Source organism: Clostridium neonatale (assembly GCF_001458595.1).
In the GTDB taxonomy this organism is placed as follows: Bacteria; Bacillota; Clostridia; order Clostridiales; family Clostridiaceae; genus Clostridium; species Clostridium neonatale.
In genome coordinates, this window is record NZ_LN890328.1 from 944,341 (window position 1) to 964,332 (window position 19,992).

The 19,992-nt window shown below is 25.6% G+C and carries 20 protein-coding genes; 17 read left to right on the plus strand and 3 right to left on the minus strand.

Translation table 11 applies throughout. From position 1 onward, the window contains the following. Positions 1 to 3 precede the first annotated feature (3 nt). From BN2920_RS11485 to BN2920_RS11500, 4 genes are all read left to right on the plus strand, one after another. Positions 4 to 183, plus strand: coding sequence for a hypothetical protein (locus BN2920_RS11485; protein ID WP_058295146.1), 180 nt, complete (start codon positions 4 to 6; stop codon positions 181 to 183). A 139-nt stretch (positions 184 to 322) separates the two neighbouring features. After that, positions 323 to 985, plus strand: coding sequence for an HAD family hydrolase (locus BN2920_RS11490; protein WP_058295147.1), 663 nt, complete (start codon positions 323 to 325; stop codon positions 983 to 985). A gap of 324 nt (positions 986 to 1,309) precedes the next feature. Then, positions 1,310 to 2,488, plus strand: a complete 1,179-nt coding sequence (locus tag BN2920_RS11495) for a DegT/DnrJ/EryC1/StrS family aminotransferase (RefSeq protein ID WP_058295148.1) — start codon at positions 1,310 to 1,312, stop codon at positions 2,486 to 2,488. 220 nt (positions 2,489 to 2,708) lie between these two features. After that, positions 2,709 to 3,869, plus strand: a complete 1,161-nt coding sequence (locus BN2920_RS11500) for a MerR family transcriptional regulator (RefSeq protein WP_058295149.1) — start codon at positions 2,709 to 2,711, stop codon at positions 3,867 to 3,869. Between the two features lie 60 nt (positions 3,870 to 3,929). On the opposite strand, the gene BN2920_RS11505 is transcribed toward BN2920_RS11500, so the two are convergent. Further along, a complete protein-coding gene (locus BN2920_RS11505) occupies positions 3,930 to 4,598 on the minus strand; it encodes a hypothetical protein (protein WP_058295150.1) in 669 nt (222 codons plus the stop codon). 342 nt (positions 4,599 to 4,940) lie between these two features. Here BN2920_RS11505 and BN2920_RS11510 point away from each other — a divergent pair, with 342 nt between their 5' ends. Together BN2920_RS11510 and BN2920_RS11515 are read left to right on the plus strand one after the other, a co-directional pair. Then, positions 4,941 to 5,765, plus strand: coding sequence for a metallophosphoesterase (locus tag BN2920_RS11510; RefSeq protein ID WP_058295151.1), 825 nt, complete (start codon positions 4,941 to 4,943; stop codon positions 5,763 to 5,765). Between the two features lie 92 nt (positions 5,766 to 5,857). Next, positions 5,858 to 6,175, plus strand: coding sequence for a hypothetical protein (locus tag BN2920_RS11515; RefSeq protein ID WP_058295152.1), 318 nt, complete (start codon positions 5,858 to 5,860; stop codon positions 6,173 to 6,175). A gap of 82 nt (positions 6,176 to 6,257) precedes the next feature. Here BN2920_RS11515 and BN2920_RS11520 read toward each other — a convergent pair whose 3' ends face one another. Further along, positions 6,258 to 7,427, minus strand: a complete 1,170-nt coding sequence (locus BN2920_RS11520; RefSeq protein WP_058295153.1) for an aminotransferase class I/II-fold pyridoxal phosphate-dependent enzyme — start codon at positions 7,425 to 7,427, stop codon at positions 6,258 to 6,260. Between the two features lie 223 nt (positions 7,428 to 7,650). Between BN2920_RS11520 and lexA the strand changes: the two genes are divergently transcribed. From lexA to BN2920_RS11560, 9 genes are all read left to right on the plus strand, one after another. Next, positions 7,651 to 9,111 (plus strand): transcriptional repressor LexA, encoded by a 1,461-nt coding sequence (gene lexA, locus BN2920_RS11525; protein WP_058295154.1) that lies wholly within the window; start codon positions 7,651 to 7,653, stop codon positions 9,109 to 9,111. Between the two features lie 165 nt (positions 9,112 to 9,276). Beyond that, a complete protein-coding gene (locus BN2920_RS21410; RefSeq protein ID WP_157065776.1) occupies positions 9,277 to 9,432 on the plus strand; it encodes a hypothetical protein in 156 nt (51 codons plus the stop codon). Between the two features lie 242 nt (positions 9,433 to 9,674). Next, positions 9,675 to 10,928 (plus strand): Mbeg1-like protein, encoded by a 1,254-nt coding sequence (locus BN2920_RS11530; RefSeq protein WP_058295155.1) that lies wholly within the window; start codon positions 9,675 to 9,677, stop codon positions 10,926 to 10,928. Positions 10,929 to 10,995: 67 nt separating this feature from the next. Continuing rightward, positions 10,996 to 11,625: a histidine phosphatase family protein gene (locus BN2920_RS11535; RefSeq protein WP_058295156.1), complete on the plus strand. Its 630-nt coding sequence runs from the start codon at positions 10,996 to 10,998 to the stop codon at positions 11,623 to 11,625. Positions 11,626 to 11,773: 148 nt separating this feature from the next. Next, positions 11,774 to 14,392: an AAA family ATPase gene (locus BN2920_RS11540; protein ID WP_242868365.1), complete on the plus strand. Its 2,619-nt coding sequence runs from the start codon at positions 11,774 to 11,776 to the stop codon at positions 14,390 to 14,392. 132 nt (positions 14,393 to 14,524) lie between these two features. After that, entirely contained in the window at positions 14,525 to 14,707 is a 183-nt protein-coding gene (locus BN2920_RS11545; protein ID WP_058295158.1) for a ferredoxin, read from the plus strand. Between the two features lie 58 nt (positions 14,708 to 14,765). Continuing rightward, complete coding sequence (locus BN2920_RS11550; RefSeq protein ID WP_058295159.1) at positions 14,766 to 14,936, plus strand: (2Fe-2S)-binding protein; 171 nt, start codon at positions 14,766 to 14,768, stop codon at positions 14,934 to 14,936. A gap of 419 nt (positions 14,937 to 15,355) precedes the next feature. Next, a complete protein-coding gene (locus tag BN2920_RS11555; RefSeq protein ID WP_058295160.1) occupies positions 15,356 to 15,808 on the plus strand; it encodes a GNAT family N-acetyltransferase in 453 nt (150 codons plus the stop codon). Positions 15,809 to 15,941: 133 nt separating this feature from the next. After that, on the plus strand, positions 15,942 to 16,841 hold the full coding sequence (locus BN2920_RS11560) for a putative ABC transporter permease (protein ID WP_058295161.1): 900 nt from the start codon (positions 15,942 to 15,944) through the stop codon (positions 16,839 to 16,841). A 73-nt stretch (positions 16,842 to 16,914) separates the two neighbouring features. On the opposite strand, the gene BN2920_RS11565 is transcribed toward BN2920_RS11560, so the two are convergent. After that, complete coding sequence (locus BN2920_RS11565) at positions 16,915 to 17,388, minus strand: HD domain-containing protein (RefSeq protein WP_058296904.1); 474 nt, start codon at positions 17,386 to 17,388, stop codon at positions 16,915 to 16,917. A 624-nt stretch (positions 17,389 to 18,012) separates the two neighbouring features. Here BN2920_RS11565 and BN2920_RS11570 point away from each other — a divergent pair. After that, positions 18,013 to 19,407 (plus strand): anthranilate synthase component I family protein, encoded by a 1,395-nt coding sequence (locus BN2920_RS11570; RefSeq protein WP_058295162.1) that lies wholly within the window; start codon positions 18,013 to 18,015, stop codon positions 19,405 to 19,407. Continuing rightward, positions 19,404 to 19,991 (plus strand): anthranilate synthase component II, encoded by a 588-nt coding sequence (locus BN2920_RS11575; RefSeq protein ID WP_058295163.1) that lies wholly within the window; start codon positions 19,404 to 19,406, stop codon positions 19,989 to 19,991. The genes BN2920_RS11570 and BN2920_RS11575 overlap by 4 nt, the downstream gene beginning before the upstream one ends. Position 19,992 lies beyond the last annotated feature (1 nt).

Below are 19,992 nucleotides of genomic sequence, written 5' to 3' on the forward strand. Positions count from 1 at the left end.
ATTTTGAACAAGTTTATTATTTTAGAAAGGGTAAAGCCATTTTTAAGTAAAAAAAATACTATAGGAAAAAGCACATTTAAAAGTTTATTTAATGATTTTAGTCAATTAGATTTGATAGAGATAATAAATATATTGGAAGAGAATCGAATTTTTGTTGATATAACAGAATCTATAAGAGCTTAAGAATAGAAAAAGGTAGCCATGAGCTGCCTATTTTTATTGAATTTTATTACGTATAGTACTTTAAATACACTAAAAGTTAATTTTATGTTAGAATTAATTCGGTATTATTATAGCATAAATGAAATTTTAGGAGGAAATCATGAAAAATGTAAAAGCTGTTATATTTGATATGGATGGTGTAATTTTTGATACAGAGAAAGCGTATCTAGATATTTGGACAAATGTATTTGAAACTCATGGATATGCTTTAGATAGAAACATATATATTTCTCTTATGGGAACTGGAAAAGAAAATGTAATGAAAGTTTTTAAAGAAAAATATGGTGAAAATCTACCTATAATTGAGATGTATAAAGAAAAAGATGAAAAGCTTTTAGATAGAGTGAAAAGGAGATTGGTTCCTATAAAGGATGGAGCTTATGAATTGTTAAACTATTTAAAAGAAAATAATTTTAAAATAGCTCTTGCAACATCATCAAGACGAGAAAGATTGGATTTACAAATTAAGATGTTTGATATTTTTGAAATGTTTGATGCAATAGTTTGTGGAGAAGACGTAATTAATGGAAAGCCAAATCCAGAGATATTTTTAAAGGCATCAGAAAAGCTTGGGGTAGCTCCAAAAGACTGTATTGTAATTGAAGATTCTTTAGCCGGAATTAAGGGAGCATATGCTGGAGGAATGATTGGATTTCATGTACAAGACCTAAAAATAGCAGATGAAGATATTTTAAGATATTGTAATAAAAATTTCATGAATTTAAAAGAGATAAAAGATTATATAAGTGAAGTATTTAAATAGATTATGTAGTTATACATACAATTCAATACAGTACATCTAAAGAAACTTTTACTAATCTAAAACATAAAAATTTTTAAGTAGTGTACTTTAAAAACATATTATATAAAAAGTTTATGAATTCTGCATTTCATAAACTTTTTATTTTTGCGGAAACTAAAGTTAAAAAATATATAATAATTTTAAATAAAAGATAATAAAGCATTGACTCATACCTAAGGTATGGGTATAAAATATAATTAATCTATGATAAAGAAAAAATATTAAACAAATCAAAACTAACAAATATCAAAACTAACAAAATTAAATTGATAGGAGAGATGAGAAGTGAAAAAAATACCATTTTCACCACCAGATATAACAGAAGGTGAGATAAATGCCGTTTCAGAAGTACTAAGGTCAGGATGGATAACATCTGGTCCAAGACTAGCTGAATTTGAAGAAAAAATGGCTAACTATTGTGAAGCAAATTATGCACTTGGGTTAAACAGTGCTACAGCGGCAATGGAATTAGTATTAAAAGTCTTTGATATAAAAGAAGGCGATGAAATTATAACAAGTCCATATACATATACAGCTACATCAAGTGTAGGTGTTCATAGAGGCGCTAAAATAGTATATGTAGATGTTAAAAAAGATACATTTGAAATGGATATAGATAAAGTAGCTGAAAAGATAACTAATAAGACAAAAGTAATAATGCCAATTGATATAGCTGGTGTACCTTTTGATTATGACGCTTTAAAGGCAGTATTAAAAGAAAAAAATCGTGAAGATATAATTATCCTTTGTGATTCAGCACATTCATTTGGAGCCAAGTATAAAGGAAAGCATGTTGGGTCACAATGTGATTTTCATTCATTTTCTTTTCATGCAGTAAAAAATTTAACTACAGGTGAAGGCGGTGGACTTACATTTAATGATAATAATTTTAAAGGACATGAGGATCTTTTAAAAATGCTTAGAACAACTGCAATGCATGGACAGACAAAAGATGCTTTAAGCAAATTAAAAGCAGGCGCATGGGAATACGATATAATAAATGATGGACTTAAATGTAACTTGACTGATATAGGTGCAGCAATAGGACTCGTTCAACTTACAAGATATGAAGATATGCTTGAAAAAAGAAGACAAATATTTAAAACTTATACAGATATTTTAAGCAAAGAGGATTTTTCAATTATCCCATTTACAAAAGATGATAATGGTACAGAAACATCATATCATTTATATTTATATAGAGTAAAAGGATTTAAAGAAGAGCAAAGAAATGCACTTATAACAAATTTAGCTGAAAAAGGAATAGCTACAAATGTGCATTATAAACCACTTCCAATGTTAACTTTATATAAAAACCTAGGATATGATATAAAAGATTATCCTAATGCATATGCACAATATGAAAATGAAATAACATTACCAGTGTATAGTACATTATCTCTTGAGGATGCTGAATATATAGCAAAAGAAACAGTTAAAGCAATTAAAGAAATTTTAGCATAAATTTTAAATAAAGAAGAGACTTATTTGAATGTTAAAATGAACTTGTATTAAGGAATTTTTAATATAGATAAGTCTTTTTGTTTTATATAGACATGGATATAAAATTAAACATTTAGTATAATTTAGATGTAGATTTAAGTTTTTGTTAAAGTTAAAGGTAATAATAAGAATAAAATTAGAAAAGAAATGATGTGAAGAAATTAATATAATGAGGTTAAAAATGAAAATTAGTGAGTTTGCTAAAAGATCAGGTGTAACAATAAAAACTCTTCTTCATTATGAAAAAATAGGGTTATTGATACCATCAAGTAGAAATGAAAATGGATACAGAGTATATTTAGAAGAGGATTTTTTAAAATTGCAGCAGATAACTACATTAAAATATATAGGTTTATCTTTAAAAGAAATAAATCACATTATAAATGAGAATAACGAAAATCTAGAAAATATGATATGTATTCAAAAAAAGGCCCTTGAAGAAAAGAAAAAACATATTGAAGAAGTTATAAAAGTATTTGATAAGGCAGAAATGCAGGCCAAAGAAAATGGAAGCTTAGATGCTGATAGTTTAATTAACATAATAAAAATAACTAATATGGAGAGCACAATAAAAGAGCAGTATAATAGTGATAAAAATCTGAATTTAAGAAGTAATCTACATAGCTATAATGTAAATAAAATTGACTGGGATGTTTGGTGCTTTGAGAATATGAAATTTTGTAAAAATGATAAAGTATTAGAGTTAGGATGCGGCAATGGAAAGCTTTGGCTTAAAAATAAAGAAAAAATAGAAACAGATCTAAATATAACTTTATCAGATTTTTCCAAAAGTATGATAAAAAGTGCTAAAAATAATTTGAAGGAAATAAATATGGATTTTCAATATAAAGAAATTAATGCTGAGAAAATTCCATATAAAGATGAAACATTTGATGTAATTATAGCAGAGCATATGATTTATTTTGTTTCTAATATAGAGAAAGCATTGGAAGAAATAAAAAGGGTACTTAAGCCAAATGGGAAGGTCTATATAACTACTAACTCAAAAAATACAATGAATGAGCTAAATGAATTATGTGAAAAATTCGCACCTAATTCAGGGTTAAGTAATAACGGGCTTTCAGAAAGATTTAATTTAGAAGAAGGTGAAAAGCTACTTAAAAAGTATTTTAACAATGTAAGTCTTAACGTACTTGAAGGTAAAATCATTTTAAGTGAATCAGAGCCATTAGTTTCATATAAAGCATCTACCATACAAGGAAAGTCAATTCTTATAGGAAAGAAAAGAATCGAGTTTAAAGATTATCTGGATAATTACATAAAAGAGAATAAACAAATATTGATAACAACTAAAGCAGGAATATTTGAAATAATTAAATAATATTCAAAGATCACATATGTTAAAAGTAATATAAGAATATATGTGGTCTTTATTATTTATCTATTTTATATGCAGAATTATATAATTTATAATTTCATATATGTTAATTTCTCCTTGAAAAGTAATTACGAGATTATTATCAGAAATATTTATATCTTCTATTTTAACTCCTGGAATTTTATCTAAATTTAAAATGATTTCATTATTATTCATATCTACATTAATGATATTATTAGTAGATATTTTACTTAAGATTGTACTCTTACTTATGCTTATAAATCCAATTTTACTTTCATCTAAATGCAAGATGATCTTATTAGAGCCAGAGGCTGGTGTAAAAATCATATGTCCTCTAAATGGAATTTTATGATAATAAGCATTAAATAATATAGTTATTTTATTATTATGTATTTCTGACTTTACACCAGATATAGTTAAATTATTTTTATTTATATTATCTTTGTATTCTTTTAGTACACTCATTAAGATATTATTTAAATCATTTTCGTTAAGAGTGATAGATGTAGAAAAAGAAAGGGCATTAGAAGATAAGTTAAGCTTTGGATTATTTAATTTATCAATTAGATAAGATAAATTTATCTCAGACGATGATGTACTTATAGGAGATAAGTCCTTGTAAGGATAAAATCCCCCAAAATAAGTGGAAATTAAGGATAAACATATGAAAATTATAATTGAAAAAGTAAATATAGATTTATTTTTATTCATTAAAAATCACGCCTTAAAAAATATTTATAAAATTAGGTTTATATTATTGAAATAAAATCATATATATATAATTGACATAGAAAAAATTAATTATTCATCCGTATAGAGGTAATATTATAATTCTTAATAATTATTATGTAAACTAAACTGTAGAAATAATGAAAACAAAAGTAAATAAGATAACAAAGACACTATGAAAAATCAAAATTTATTTTGAAGCTTATAGTGTCCTTTTTTGTATAAAAAGATAATTTCAGATATAATATATATAAATGGATAAATTTATTGTATAATGTGAACAATATAATATTAAAGTTAATAATTAGATATAGTGAGGAATTAATGAAAAAAAGCTTATTATCATTTTTATATTTTGGAAATAAATCCTTTGAAATAAGTAAACATATAATAGAAGATAAAAATCTCCCAGAGAAATTTGATAACTTTAAAATAATTCATTTATCAGACTTTCATAGTAATTATGATATTAAAGATAAAATAATACAACAAATAAATAAAGAAGAGCCCAATATAGTTGTTATGACAGGAGATATGATTAATAAATATGATAAAAAATCTGACTTTAATATATTTTTAGATTTAGCTCAAAATATAGCAAGTAGATACAAGACATATTTTATATGTGGAAATCATGAGAATAGATTAGATAAAGAAGATTTAAATTATATTTATTTAAAATTGAAAAAGTATAATATTTGTATTCTAAATAATGATCATAAAAAAATATATATAGATAATCAATACATCAATATATACGGAATAAATTTATCTAATGAATTTTATATCATAAATAATGCTAAAAAAATAGATATGTTGAATAATAAAATAGAAGAATCATTAACTAATTTAAATGAAGATCAATATAATATCATACTTATTCATAATCCATTATTTTTTAATGAATATGTTAAATATAATGCTAATATAATCTTTTCAGGTCATGTTCATGGAGGAATGATAAGACTTCCATTAGTTGGAGCATTATTATCACCAGAACGCAAATTTTTTCCTAAATATAATAGCGGAATTTATGAAATTAAAAATAAGTTCATGATTGTAAGTAGAGGACTTGGTCATAGCAGACCAGGAATAAGACTTAAAAATAAGCCAGAGTTAGTAAGTATTACTTTTAGAGGAAAAGAATAAAAAAATCTATAATATTGCTTTAAATTTATGTTGAATAAGTATAAAATAAACTTATAAGTATAAACTAAATTACTAGAAAAGGAAGGATAAAAATGTCAAAGTACAAAGTTGGAGACGAATTAATAATAGTATCAGACCCTAATAAGGAAGCAGACAAACTAAAGGAATTAACTACTTTATCTGTTGATGGTGATTTTGCTCAAATTTCATGGGGAATAAAAATATTAGAAGTTGAATATGATAAGCCATATGTAACTTTAACTTATAGAAATGCTCAAGGAGTAAAAAATAAAGTTTTTGCAGAATGTAAAGATGTTAAAAATTTTGATAAAGAATTAGTTTTAGAAAAAGCATTACTTAAAGCTTTTCAAAATGAAATAATAGACATATCAGTATTTAAAAATAGATAAATTATATAATAAAAAGAATTAATATGATAAAAATTACTCTTTATCATATTAATTCTTTTTATTTATAATATTATTTTTAATACTATAAAATAATATTACAATCCTTTATGGATTTTATAGCTTGTCTTATAACATCAACTGGTAAAACTAAAGCAAATCTTACATAGCCTTCACCAAGAGTACCAAAAGCACTTCCAGGAGTACAAATAACTCCACTTTTTTCCATGAGATCCATGCAGAATTCATATGAAGTTTTGTAATTCTTTGGAATAGGGGCCCAGGCAAACATTGTACCTTTACTATCAGGAACATCCCAGCCGATGTCTCTTAGTCCTGAGCACAAAGCATTTCGTCTTTTTTCATATTCTCTGCAATGTTTTTTTACGCTATCTTGTGGACCATTTAAAGCAGCAATAGCAGCATATTGAATTGGAAGGAATATACCATAGTCTATTTGTGAGCGAAGCATTTTAAAATGATTAATAATTTCTTCATTACCAAGGACAAAAGAAACTCTTGCACCAGTTATATTAAATGATTTTGAAAGAGAATAAAATTCAACTCCAACTTCTTTAGCACCTTTATGAGATAAAAAAGATCCGCCTATATTATCATCATAAATTATATCTGAATATGCATTATCATGAATTATAATTATGTTATATTTTTTAGCAAATTTTATTAATTCATCATAAAAATCTGGTGGAGCAATTGCACATACAGGATTAAGTGGATAGGAAACTACCATAAATTTTGTTTTATATAAAATATCTTCATCTATATTTTTTAGATCTGGAAGGTAATTATTTTCACTTAAAAGAGGATAATGAATGATTTCAGCTCCAGAAAGATAAGGCCCAATTTCGAAAATTGGATAACCAGGATTAGGAACCAATACAATATCTCCTTTATTACAAAGTGATAATCCTATATGTGCTAAGCCTTCTTGTGATCCATATAATGACATGACTTCATTAGAAGATAGATCAACATTAAATCTATTTTTATAATATGTACAGACTGATTCTGTTAATTCAGGCAAATCACATAAGGAATATTTCCAATTATCGGGATTAGAAGCTGAGTTTATAAGAGCATCAATAACATGTTTATCTGGTTTAAAATCTGGTGTTCCAACAGATAGGTTGTACACCTTTTTGCCGTTGGCAATTAGTTTTGATTTTTTATCATTTAAAACATTAAAAATTCCTGTTTGAAAATAAGATAGATTATTAGAAAATTGTAAATTCATATATTCTCCTCCTAAGTAAATTAATAATATATAAAGCATATAAATGAAAAGATAATAAAAATAATCTGCTTTTATTATAACATTGATGTAAATAAATTTACAGAAACATCTTTCATATTAACTCTTTTAATGTTTTTCTTTGCATTATTAGAATTTATATAGTATTATTTATTAATAAATAGAATTAATAAGATACAAAATATATATTATAGGAGGAATAAAAATGGAATTTAACAGTAGACAAGCAAAAATTATAAAAAGTAAACCAAATGGCTATAACATGATTAAAGGAAAAAGTAAATCTGGAAAAACTACTACTATTTTAAATAGAATTCCATTTTTGTTAAAATCATATTGTTTAGCAGAAAATGATAGTATTTTAATGATAGTTCCTTTTGAAGAATCTTTAAAAAAATCAGAAAGAATTTACAATAATATAGAAAGTGAAAAATATTATCAAGAAAGCTTTTTTGAAAAAGATACAAAAAAACATTTTAGAATAAATACAATAGAAAAGCTTGCTTTTGAATATATTAGTGTTAGTAATAAAGAATTTATTAATGAATATAAAATTATAGATGAATTGGAAAAAAAAGAAATTCTTTTAGATATCATAAAAAACATAAAGATAAAAAGATTTGATAAAATAGAGAATATTGATTTTTTGATTCAAGAAATCAAATATATAAAATCTTTTAATTATGATTTAGAAGAATATCAAAATTCTAATAGAAAAAAACTTTATAATATAAATATTAAAAAAAATTCTGAGGAAAGAAAAAATATTTTCAAGATATATACTTTTTATGAAAAATCATTAAAAAAGCTAAAGAAGTTTGATATTGAAGATTTATATATATTAGCATTAAAAGAAGCAAAAAATAATTTAGATATGAAGTATACACATATAATAATGGATGATGCTCAAGAATTTACAAAAGTTCAAATAGAATTTCTAAAAGAACTATATTGTGAGAAGAGTTATTCTAGTTTTACATTTATAATCGGCCAAAAAGATATTAAAAATGAATTATCTTATTTAAGCAAAAATAGGTCTTTTTCTCAGTTATCTCTTAATTTTAAAGGTAAGACAAGGATCTTAAGTGAAATATATAATTTTGATGCATTGAGTGAAAGCAAAGAAATTTTAAGTGAAGATAAGATGATAGATGAATCTTTAGAATTGGATAAAATAGAATACATAGATTTAAAAAGAAATGTAGTACATAAATTTATTCAAGATGCTTTTAATAATAAAGAAATATATATAGAGGATAATGAAAAAGAAGAAAAGGAAGAAAATTTAGAGGAAATTCCAGTTTTTAATGAAATAGCTGCAGGAAGTCCTATTATAATGAATGATTCTATAGAGGATTTTTACTATCTTCCAAAGCAATGGATTAGAAGAAGCAATAATGTTTTTATTTTAAAAATAAAAGGTGATTCCATGATAAATAAAAATATTAATGATGGAGATTATGTAGTTATAAGCAAAGAACCTTCTGCAAATAACAATGACATAGTAGCAGTTGAATTTTCAGGAGAAGCAACATTAAAAACACTTAAAATAAAAGATAATAATATTATTTTTGTACCAGAAAATGAAAAATATGAACCTATTGTAGTTGGGGAATATGATGAATTTAATATTTTAGGAGTAGCGATTGGAATCATAAAAAAATAGAATTATACATAAAATTTAAATATAGAATTTTTAACAATATAGCTTTTATAAATATAGAATTAAATATAAAAGTTATATTGTTGTTAAAATTTATAATTATCTTGATTGTAAACGTATAAATGTGATACTATAGTAATATGAGATAAGCGTAAAGGGGGATTGCTAATGGAAAAATTATATGAAATAAAAAATAAATTATATATAGCTATTCATAGTTTTATATGTACAGTTATGAATACATCAGATTATGCAATGTGGCAGCAAGATGAATGTGGAAATTGGATATATATGAGTGAAGAAAGAGATGCCATTACAGGTTAAATATATTATGGATAATTGTATTGCTTTTTTATATTATAAAAATGTATAGAAAGTCATTTAATAAAAGATAAAAATATTAAATGACTTTCTTATTTTTGACTATTTTTAAATATATTTTAAAATAATAATTGAATTACTTGTCAATGTATTAGAATATACAAATATAAATCTTTATAGCAATATAATTTAATTAGACATATATCTATTAGTGAGAAATAATATAATGGAGATTGTTTTTACTCATGTCAGAATTAAATTATGAAGAACTAATTCTTTTAGATAATTTTATATATTTAAGATGGGAAAGCGAAAAAAACGCTTTAATAATAGATATTGTTAATGAGATTTTAAAAGATAATAATTTGGATAAACTTATTAATAAAGAAGAAAATTGTATTGTAAAGATGCCTGCAGAGGAATGGATTGATACATTAGAAAAAATGAAAATCAAACCTAATTTGAAGAATCTCAAACTTCACAATCTAAAAAGTACTAATGATGGGTTTAGAGCTGCCTGCTTTATTGATGATGAATTAAATGCAACAGTAGTTTTTAGAGGCAGCAGTAGTAAAGAAGAATGGGATGATAATGGAAAAGGTGCATATGAATATGATACAAAAGATCAAGAAAAAGCACTTTTTTATATTAATAGCCTAGAATTTGATAATATAACAGTAACAGGTCATTCAAAAGGTGGAAATAAAGCACAATATGTGGCTGTTTTATCTACTAAGATAAAAAGATGTATATCAATTAATGGACAAGGATTTTCAAATGAATTTATAAAGAAATATAGCGAAGATATTGAAAATAACAAATATAAAATCATTTGCATAAATTGCAAATATGATTATGTAAACTGCTTATTGAATACAATTGCAAACCAAAGTTATTACATTAGTACAGAGCTTCAGATTAATCCATTTTTCTATCATAAATGCAATATACTTTTGGACAAGTATGGAAACTTAAGAAAGGAGAGTAAAAGAGCATTTTTTTCTAAAATAATAAATGACTTTTCAACGTCACTTATATCAGACTTACCAAAAGAACTAAGGATATTAGTTATGGAAGGACTTATGAGCATTATAGAGGCTTTCTTATGCAGAAATCTGATTAACGAGAATATAATTAAAATTGCTGGGGGAACTTTAATTATATTAATGTATGGAAAATACTTTAAATACAAAGAAGCATTTGCAATAAGTTATTCTGTATTAGAAATGATATTAGTACCATTGTTATTATGGAAGGATTTTATAGATATTGACGAAACACATTCAAAGGAAAAATATAAAGAACTCCAAAGGAAAATAATTTCTATGGAGAATAATGTTTTAAATAAACTTGGTATAATCAGTGATAAAGCAGAAATTTTTACTAAAATCAAAAATAACAACAATTTAATAGATAATAATAGAATAATAAAAAATATACAAAATACCTTGGATAAATTCACAAAAAGTCTTTATGATGAGGAGCTTAATATGCAATAATAATATTATAATTATTTATAAATAAATTTTAGATAATGTTTAATAACATATAGGAAGAGGTAATATAATGAAAACAACTTTATTGTTAGTAAGACATGGAGAAACAGAATGGAATAAACTTGGGAAATTTCAAGGATGTACTGATATTGAACTTTCAAAAGATGGTATTAATCAAGCTGAAAATTTAAAATTAAAATTAAATGAAGAATTTGATGTTATATATTCAAGTCCTTTAAAGAGAGCATATGAGACAGCTAAAATTCTAGCAAAAGATACAGATAAAGATATTACTATTTTAGAAGATATAAGAGAAATAAATTTTGGAGAATGGGAAGGACTAACTATAAGTCAAATTTCTGAAAAATATCCTGAAATTTTTAAGGTATGGAGAACAGATAAAAAAGAAGCTCCTTTTGTTGGAGGAGATGCTAGTACAAAAAACGCAGTAAATAGAGCATTAAGATGTATTATTGATATTATAAAGAAACATAAAGGTGAGAAGATAGTAATAGTTGCTCATGGAGGAATTATAAAAGCAGCACTAATAGGACTCTTTAATTGGGACATGAGTATGTATCATAAAATTGCTTTGGGAAATACTTGTATAAATACTGTTACTTTTGATGATGAGATGAAACCAACAATTATAGGTATAAATGATACTAGTCATTTAAATGAAAATGTAAAAACAGTATAAATAAAAAAGCTATACTATTTAAATAAGCATAGTATAGCTTATTTTTATTAGAAATTATGAAAATATACTATATAATAAATAAATTGCTACTTTTATTATAAATGAGAGTAATTCATGATATAATTTCATTGTTAAAGAAATACATTAGGTGAAAGGAAAGAATAAAAAAATGGAATATACAAATTTGCATGAAAATGATCAATTTGAAAGATTTCAAAAAGAAATTCAAAGTTATAATAATTTTGGGTATTACAATAGATCAGTTGTGATTTTATCAAATGCAATAGGCTGCTTTCCTAATCACCCTGGTCTTTATTATCTACTTGCTTTAACATATTATAATTCTAAGGAATATTTAAAAGCAACTGAATGTTTAAAAAATGCAATAAATTATGATGAAAAAAATAATAAATATTTAGGTCTCATTGGATGCTGTCTCTTTAATACAGGTGACTATGAAAATGCATTTAATTATTCAAGAAAAGCTTTTGAGCTAGATAATAGAAATTTAGATGCTATAGTAACACTTGGGAAAATTGAACTTTTTAGGCATAACTATAATGAGGCATATATGTATATAAATTTAGCTGTTGAAATAGATGATAATAATTATAAAGCTATAAGACTGTTAAGTAAGTATTATATAGCTAAAGAAGATGATCCTAAGAAAGTATTAGAAGTTTTATATGCATCACAAAAGCTAGGTAATGATGAAGAATTAGATTTAGATATAATTAAATTTTTATATATTCTAGGAGAATATACTGAATGTTTAAAAAGATGTAAATATGTTATAACCAATCATTCAAATGCTTATGTGGCTCAAAAAGCAACTAAATTTGTATCTGAAATCTATAATGAAGTTATGCAAAGCAAAAGTGAAATGAAAAAAGAGCTTAGTACGATTTTAAATGAAAAAGAAAACTTATTTAAGGAAAATAAATTAATTGAAGAAATTAAACAAGAATTAGATTTTAATAATGGTAAAAAAGAAGAAGATATGTATTCTATTTTAGATGACCCATCTAATGAAATTTATGAAAAAATAGAAAAAGCTAATATTATAGAAAAAGATAGTAAAAATAATAAAAGTCATAAGAATGATATAACTGATTCTGAAAATAGTAATGATTTATTAAAAGAATCATTAGATAAATTAAATTCATTAATTGGTCTTGATAATGTAAAAGGTCAAATTCAAAGAATAGTTCAACTTATAAAATATGAGAGAAATAGAGCTGATATTTTAGAAATTGAAGAAAATATAAATATGTCATATCATTTTGCTTTCCTTGGAAATCCAGGTACAGGTAAAACAACTGTTGCTAGGCTTATTGGAGATATATTTCATAATCTTGGTATATTAGAGAAGGGTCAGCTTATTGAAGTGGACAGAAGTAATATTGTTGGAAGGTTTATAGGAGAAACAGCTAAGCTTACACAAAAAGCTATTGATAATGCAATGGGAGGGATACTTTTTATTGATGAAGCATATTCTCTAGCTAAAGGTGGTAGCGATAGCAATGATTATGGAAGTGAAGCAATTGATACATTAATTAAAGCAATGGAGGATAATAGAGATAAGTTCACAGTCATTTTAGCAGGATACACTAATGAAATGAATAAGTTAATAAAATTAAATCCAGGGTTAAAGAGCAGGATTAATTTAATAATAGAATTCAATGATTATAGCGATAAAGAATTATTAGAAATTGCAAAAAGCATGGCAGAAAAAGATTATTATAAATTATCTAAAAAAGGAGAGCAGGCCTTTATTGAAAAGATAAATAAAGAAAAAGTAGATGAGAACTTTGCCAACGCAAGAGTAGTAAGAAATATAATTGAAAATGCAATAAGAGAAAAAGCATTTAGAATAGGTGATAAAAAAGTTTCAAAAAAACAACTTACAATTCTTGAACCTAAAGATTTTGGGGTTAATTTATCATTTAATCGAAAAGAAAAAATGAATAGCTTGAAAAAAGAACTTTATAATTTAATAGGTTTAGATGAAGTTAAGAGGCTAATTGAAGGAGTAGTAGATACTTTAGAGCTACAATATAAAAAAAGAAATATGGGATTAAAGACAGAAAATATTTCATTAAATATGATATTTTCAGGCAATCCAGGAACAGGTAAGACAAGTGTAGCCAGAGTGCTTAGTAAAATATTAAAAGAAATTGGTGTACTTAAAAAAGGGCATATGATTGAAGTTACAAGAACTGATTTAGTAGGTCAATATGTAGGACAAACAGCTCCAAAGACTCTTGAAAAGATAAAAGAGGCATATGGAGGAATTCTTTTTATTGATGAAGCGTACAGCCTAAATGGCGGAGGAGAAAATGACTTTGGACGAGAAGCTTTAGCAACCATTATAAAAGAAATGGAAGATAATCGTGATAAGTTAGTAATCATAATGGCTGGCTACACAAAAGAGATGCAGGAACTTATGGAATTGAATCCAGGACTTAAATCAAGAATAAAATTTTTAATTGAATTTCCAGATTATAATGATGATGAACTTATGGCAATATTTATGCTTTTATGTAAAAAAGAAGGCTATATGATAGAAAAGTCAGCACAGGAAAAATTAAAGGAAATATTTAAAAAAGAATATTTAATAAGGGATAAGCATTTTGGAAATGGAAGACTTGCACGAAAATATTATGAAAAAATTAAAATGAATCAGGCCAGCAGAATTATTAAAGAAGAAATAGATGATAAAATACAAATAATGAATATAAAGAAAGAAGATTTAGAAAATATATAAATCTTCTTTTAAATTTATTATTGACAAATAACAATTATTAGTTAATAATATATTTGAGAAATGAAATAGAATTATTAATGTGTTTAAAAGATGGTTCTAAAGTATATATATTAAATTTAGGAGGTACTATAAATGAAAGCATTTGTAGATGAAAATACATGTATTTGTTGTGGACTATGTGAAGGGATTTGCGGAGAAGTCTTTTCAACTGAAACAGGAGTGGCCGTAGCAGGTGAAGTTAATGCTGAACAAGAAGACGAAGTAAGAGAAGCATGTGACTCTTGCCCTGTTGGAGCAATTTCAATAGAAGAATAATAATATTATCACCAGAGATAATAATATTAGAAACATTTGGATAAAGGAGCAAAATATTATGGAAAATATATGTCTATGCAAAAAAGTAACTAAGGAAAAGATCGTGGAAGCTGTAAAAAATGGTGCAGATACTTATGAAAAAGTTCAAGAAGCAACTGGAGCAGGAACAGGCGGATGCCACGGTGGAAGATGTAAATCTAAAATATTAGAAATAATAGAAGAAAACTAGAAAATACTCCAAATCTATAAGGGACGTACAAAGTTTAGAGTGAAATAATCGAAATAAAGCTCTTATGTGTGGCTCGCTTGCTACAAAAATGAAGGTGTGAATTTTAAACATCAATGATTGTGCCCAAAACCGTTTGCTCCAATAACGAGTATTGGACAAACAATTTTGGAACAATCATTAATGTAAAAATTCTACATATTCATTTTTTAATGCAAGACACCGCCAACATAAGAGCTTTATTTCTTTGTTTCATCTAGATTCATAGTATTGACATTATTGCTCTAAATAAATATACTTTTAAATTAAAGAATAGTTATTTATATATGACGAATTGTCAAGCTAAGTGTTGCACTTAGCTTGACAATTCGTCATAAATAAAAAAGCAATTGCAAAGTATAATATAGATTTGAGGTTAGATTATGAAGTGGAGTTTGAAAAAGTTTTTTGAATTAACCAATGAAGAAGTTTATAAAATATTAAAATTAAGAAATGAAATATTTATTGTTGAACAATCATGTCCGTATATGGATTGCGATGGAAAAGATGAAGAATCATATCATTTATTTGCAGAAGATGGTAAAGATATTATAGCATATTTAAGAATAGTAAAAAAAGGAATTATATATGATGATACAGCTATTGGCAGAGTTTGTGTAAATAAAAAATATCGCAAAAATAACTTAGGCAGAGAAATGTTATTAAGAGCAATATCTTTTATTGACAATGAATTAAACGAGAAAAAAATTAAAATTCAAGCTCAATCATATTTACGTGATTTTTATAAAAGTTTAGGCTTTAAAGAAATATCCGACAATTATTTAGAAGATGGAATTTTGCATATAGATATGATATATAATAAAAAAGTTATATAAATTTAATATTTATTTAATATATTTATAAGATAAGTAAAAGAATATTGTTAAGAAAATATGTTATTATATGAATAGTTTTAAATATATATGAATATTCGTATTATAAAAAAATTTTGCGAGAAAAGAGGCGTAAATGTATACTTATAATATATTACAATGGTTAGCATTTTTCTTTATTTATTGTTTTATTGGATGGTGCATAGAATCAACCATTGTTTCAATTGAACGTAAAAAAATAGTTAATAGAGGATTTTTAAAATTACCTCTACTGCCCATATATGGTAGTGGGGCCATTATAATTTTAATTGTATGCTTGCCAGTAAGGGAGAGTATTTTTAAGGTTTATTTTGTGGGCATGATATGTGCTACTATTTTAGAATATATAGTAGGATACTTTATGGAAGTTATTTTTAAAATGAAATATTGGGATTATAGTAACGATAAATTTAATTATAAGGGTAGAATTTGTTTAGTATCATCATTATTTTGGGGAGTATTATCAGTTCTTCTAGTAGAATTTATTCATACATATATTGAAGGTATAGTGCTTCTTATTCATGAGAATAATTTAGAAATACTTGTATCATGTATTTTTGCTATGACTTGCATAGACACATTTATATCTGCTAAAGAATCAATAGACCTTAATAAAGTTTTGAAAAAGATATCTTCTTTAAAAAATGAAATTGAAAACACCACTTCAGAAATCGAAGAAGTTTTAAAAGGTGGATATAAAGATATTTCATATATGACAGCAAAAGAGTTAATAGGATCAACTAAAGAAAAAGTAGAAAATCTAAAAATGAGGTTAGTAAAAGCAACCGAAAAAAGAAAAGAAGAAATTACTAAGCTTAGTTTAGTAAAAACACGTTTAATAAAAAACAACCCTACTGTTTACTCAATACAATTTAATGATGCTTTAAAAGAAATTAAGGACAGGCTATTAAATAAGTATGGAGAAAAAAAGAGTGATATTATGGAGAGAATTGGGATACTTCAAAAGAAAATTGAAGAATTTATTAAAGAATTATAAAAACTAAAAATTAGATAGAAACCTTTATTTCTATCTAATTTTTAGTTTTTTAATTAATTCCATAATATATACTTTATCTTATAATATTCTTATAAGTCTCAGCCATACTGCAATATTTATCTACAAATGTAACAATTAATCCTTCTAAATGTTTAGGAGGAATTATGGTTAATGGCCACATATGCTTTAAAATTATATCCTGTTCTAATTTACTTAGTGTGAATTCTTTTAATGCATTATTTAGTGCAGTTCTTGGGTGTGTAAGACCATGGAATCTTAAGCCAGTTTCTTTGTAATGAGTATGCCAGTCATAAAGATAATAATCATGCAAAAGAGCCGCTCTGGCAACTGCATCATGGTTTAATTTGAATTTTTTACATATTTTATAGCTTAAATAGGAAACATTTATACTATGAACTCTTGTATTTGTATTTCCATGCTGCATGTATTTATCCATAGAACGAAAATTTTTATTGCACAATATATCATTAACTACATTAATATACTCATAATCTCTTACATATTCTTTTGAATTTATAAAAATCATATCCAATATTTTTCACTATCCTTAAATAATATTATTATACATAATTGTATTATACACAATAAATAAATACATATTCTAGTTTAATTTATAAAAAAATTAAATAAAAAATTAGAAAATTGTACTTGAAAACAGCAAAGGAATATGTTACTCTTAATACAAGTTAATGTTATTAAAGCCGTTGATAAGAATAGTAAATAATAGAGTTTAGTATAAAGAGAATTTGGCATTTGGTGAGAGTCAAATACTGTAGCTATTATTGAATGGGTCTTTGAGGTGATATCTTGAAATATTTAAGTAGGGATATACGGGAAGTCAGCCGTTAAAATGACAGGATATAATAAAACAATTGTTTTACGTATCTGATAAGATATATACATGGGTGGTATAGCGAGTGTTAACATTTCGTCCTATTTTAGGAGAAGTGTTTTTTTATTTATATAGCTTTTTATGCTGCATTAAAAATGTATTAATTTGGGTGGCACCACGAGTCACTTCGTCCCAATATTGGGGATGAAGTGACTTTTTTTATAGAAAATTAAAAAGAAGCTTTTCTAAGTTACATTAGCCACTATTTTTTAGAAGAAAGTAAAACATGGTAGAATTCTTAAAATTAGGAGGAGAAATATGGTCAATTTATCAAAAGAGCAGTTTGAATTAAAGAAAAAAGAAAAATTAAGTTTTTCACTAATAAGTGAATATAGGGGAGATGAAGTTACCCCAATCAGAATATTTAATGGATTTAGAGGAAGAAGAAGATTTATTTTCGAAAGTGGAAGTACAGAAAATTATTTTGGCAGATATTCATTTTTAGGTGAAGATCCATATAAAGAAGTAGTTGGAAGCACCATTTCAGAAATTGAAGAATTAAAAAAAGAAATAAGAATAAACTTTGATAAAACAAGCAATCCTTTTTCATTTAAGGGCGGAGCAATAGGCTATATGGCATATGATACTGTTAAGTTATATGAAAATAAAAAATTGGACTTTAAAAATCCTGATTTATTAAATTTACCAATAATAAGATTCAATATTTATAGCAGATATATTTGTTATGATCATTTTACTCATAAGGTATTTGTTGTAGACAATATTTTAGAAAATGATGAGAGAAAATATGAAAATATAGTAGAAAATCAAAAAGAATATATCTTTTCCCTACTACTTAAGCTTTCCAATATTGAAGATATAGAAGAAAAAAAGGACATAGATTTTGAATTTTGTACTACTAAAGATAAGTATGAAGAGAATGTAAGAATTGCAAAAGAGCATATACTTGCTGGAGATGTATTTCAATTAGTGCCATCCTTAAGAATGAAATGTGAAACTGATAAGTCTTTTATTGAAATATATAGAAGACTTAGAGAAGTAAATCCTTCACCTTATATGTATTTAATAGATTATGAGAATTATCAAGTTATTGGCTCTTCACCAGAAAGTGTTGTATCTGTTAAAAATGGCAAGATATCGACGAAACCTATAGCGGGCACAAGAAAAAGAGGTGAAACACCTGAAATAGATAGTCAGCTTGAAGAAGAACTTATTGAAGATAAAAAGGAACTTGCAGAACATGTTATGCTTGTAGATCTTGCAAGAAATGATGTCGGTAGAATAAGCAAAATTGGAAGTGTTGAAGTTCATGACTTTATGAAGATTGAAAAGTTTTCACATGTAATGCATATAACAAGCAGTGTTACTGGGACTATTTTAGATAATCTAGATGGCTTTGATGCATTAAGTAAATGCCTTCCAGCTGGAACGCTTTCTGGAGCTCCTAAAATAAAAGCCATGGAAATAATTGAAGAACTTGAAGAGTATAGCAGAGGAATTTATGGGGGTTCTGTTGGATATTTCTCATATGGCGGAGACACAGATATGGCCATTGCCATAAGAACAATAGTTATGAAAGGAAAAACAGCATACCTTCAAGCAGGTGCTGGAGTAGTATATGATTCTATCCCTGAAAAAGAATTTGAAGAAGCTCAAAATAAATTAATGGCATTAAAGGAGGCTTTAAGATGATACTTTTAATAGATAATTATGATTCTTTTACTTATAACCTTTTCCAATATATAAGTGAATTTGCTAAAACAAAGGTTGTTAGAAATGATGCAATAACAATTGAAGAAATCAAAATGCTTAATCCAAGTGGCATTGTAATTTCACCAGGCCCTGGTACTCCGGATGATGCGGGGATAGCGATTGAAGTAATCAAAAAACTTGGTGGACAGATACCTATTCTTGGAATTTGTCTTGGACATCAAAGTATAGCTCAGGCTTATGGCGGTAAGGTAATAAGAGCAGATGAAATATATCATGGAAAAACTTCAAAGATAAGTGTTAAGGGAAAAGACATATTTGAAGGAATACCAAGAAAAGTTGATGTTATGAGATATCATTCATTAATCGTAGATAATAAATCTGTGCCAGACTGTTTAGACGTTATTGCAGCGACAGTTGATAGAAATATTATAATGGCAGTTAAGCATAAAGAGTACGAGGTATATGGACTTCAATTTCATCCAGAATCGATTTATACACCTAAGGGGAAGCATATGATTTCTAATTTTGTGATTAATATATGTGGAGAGATGAACAATGAATAAT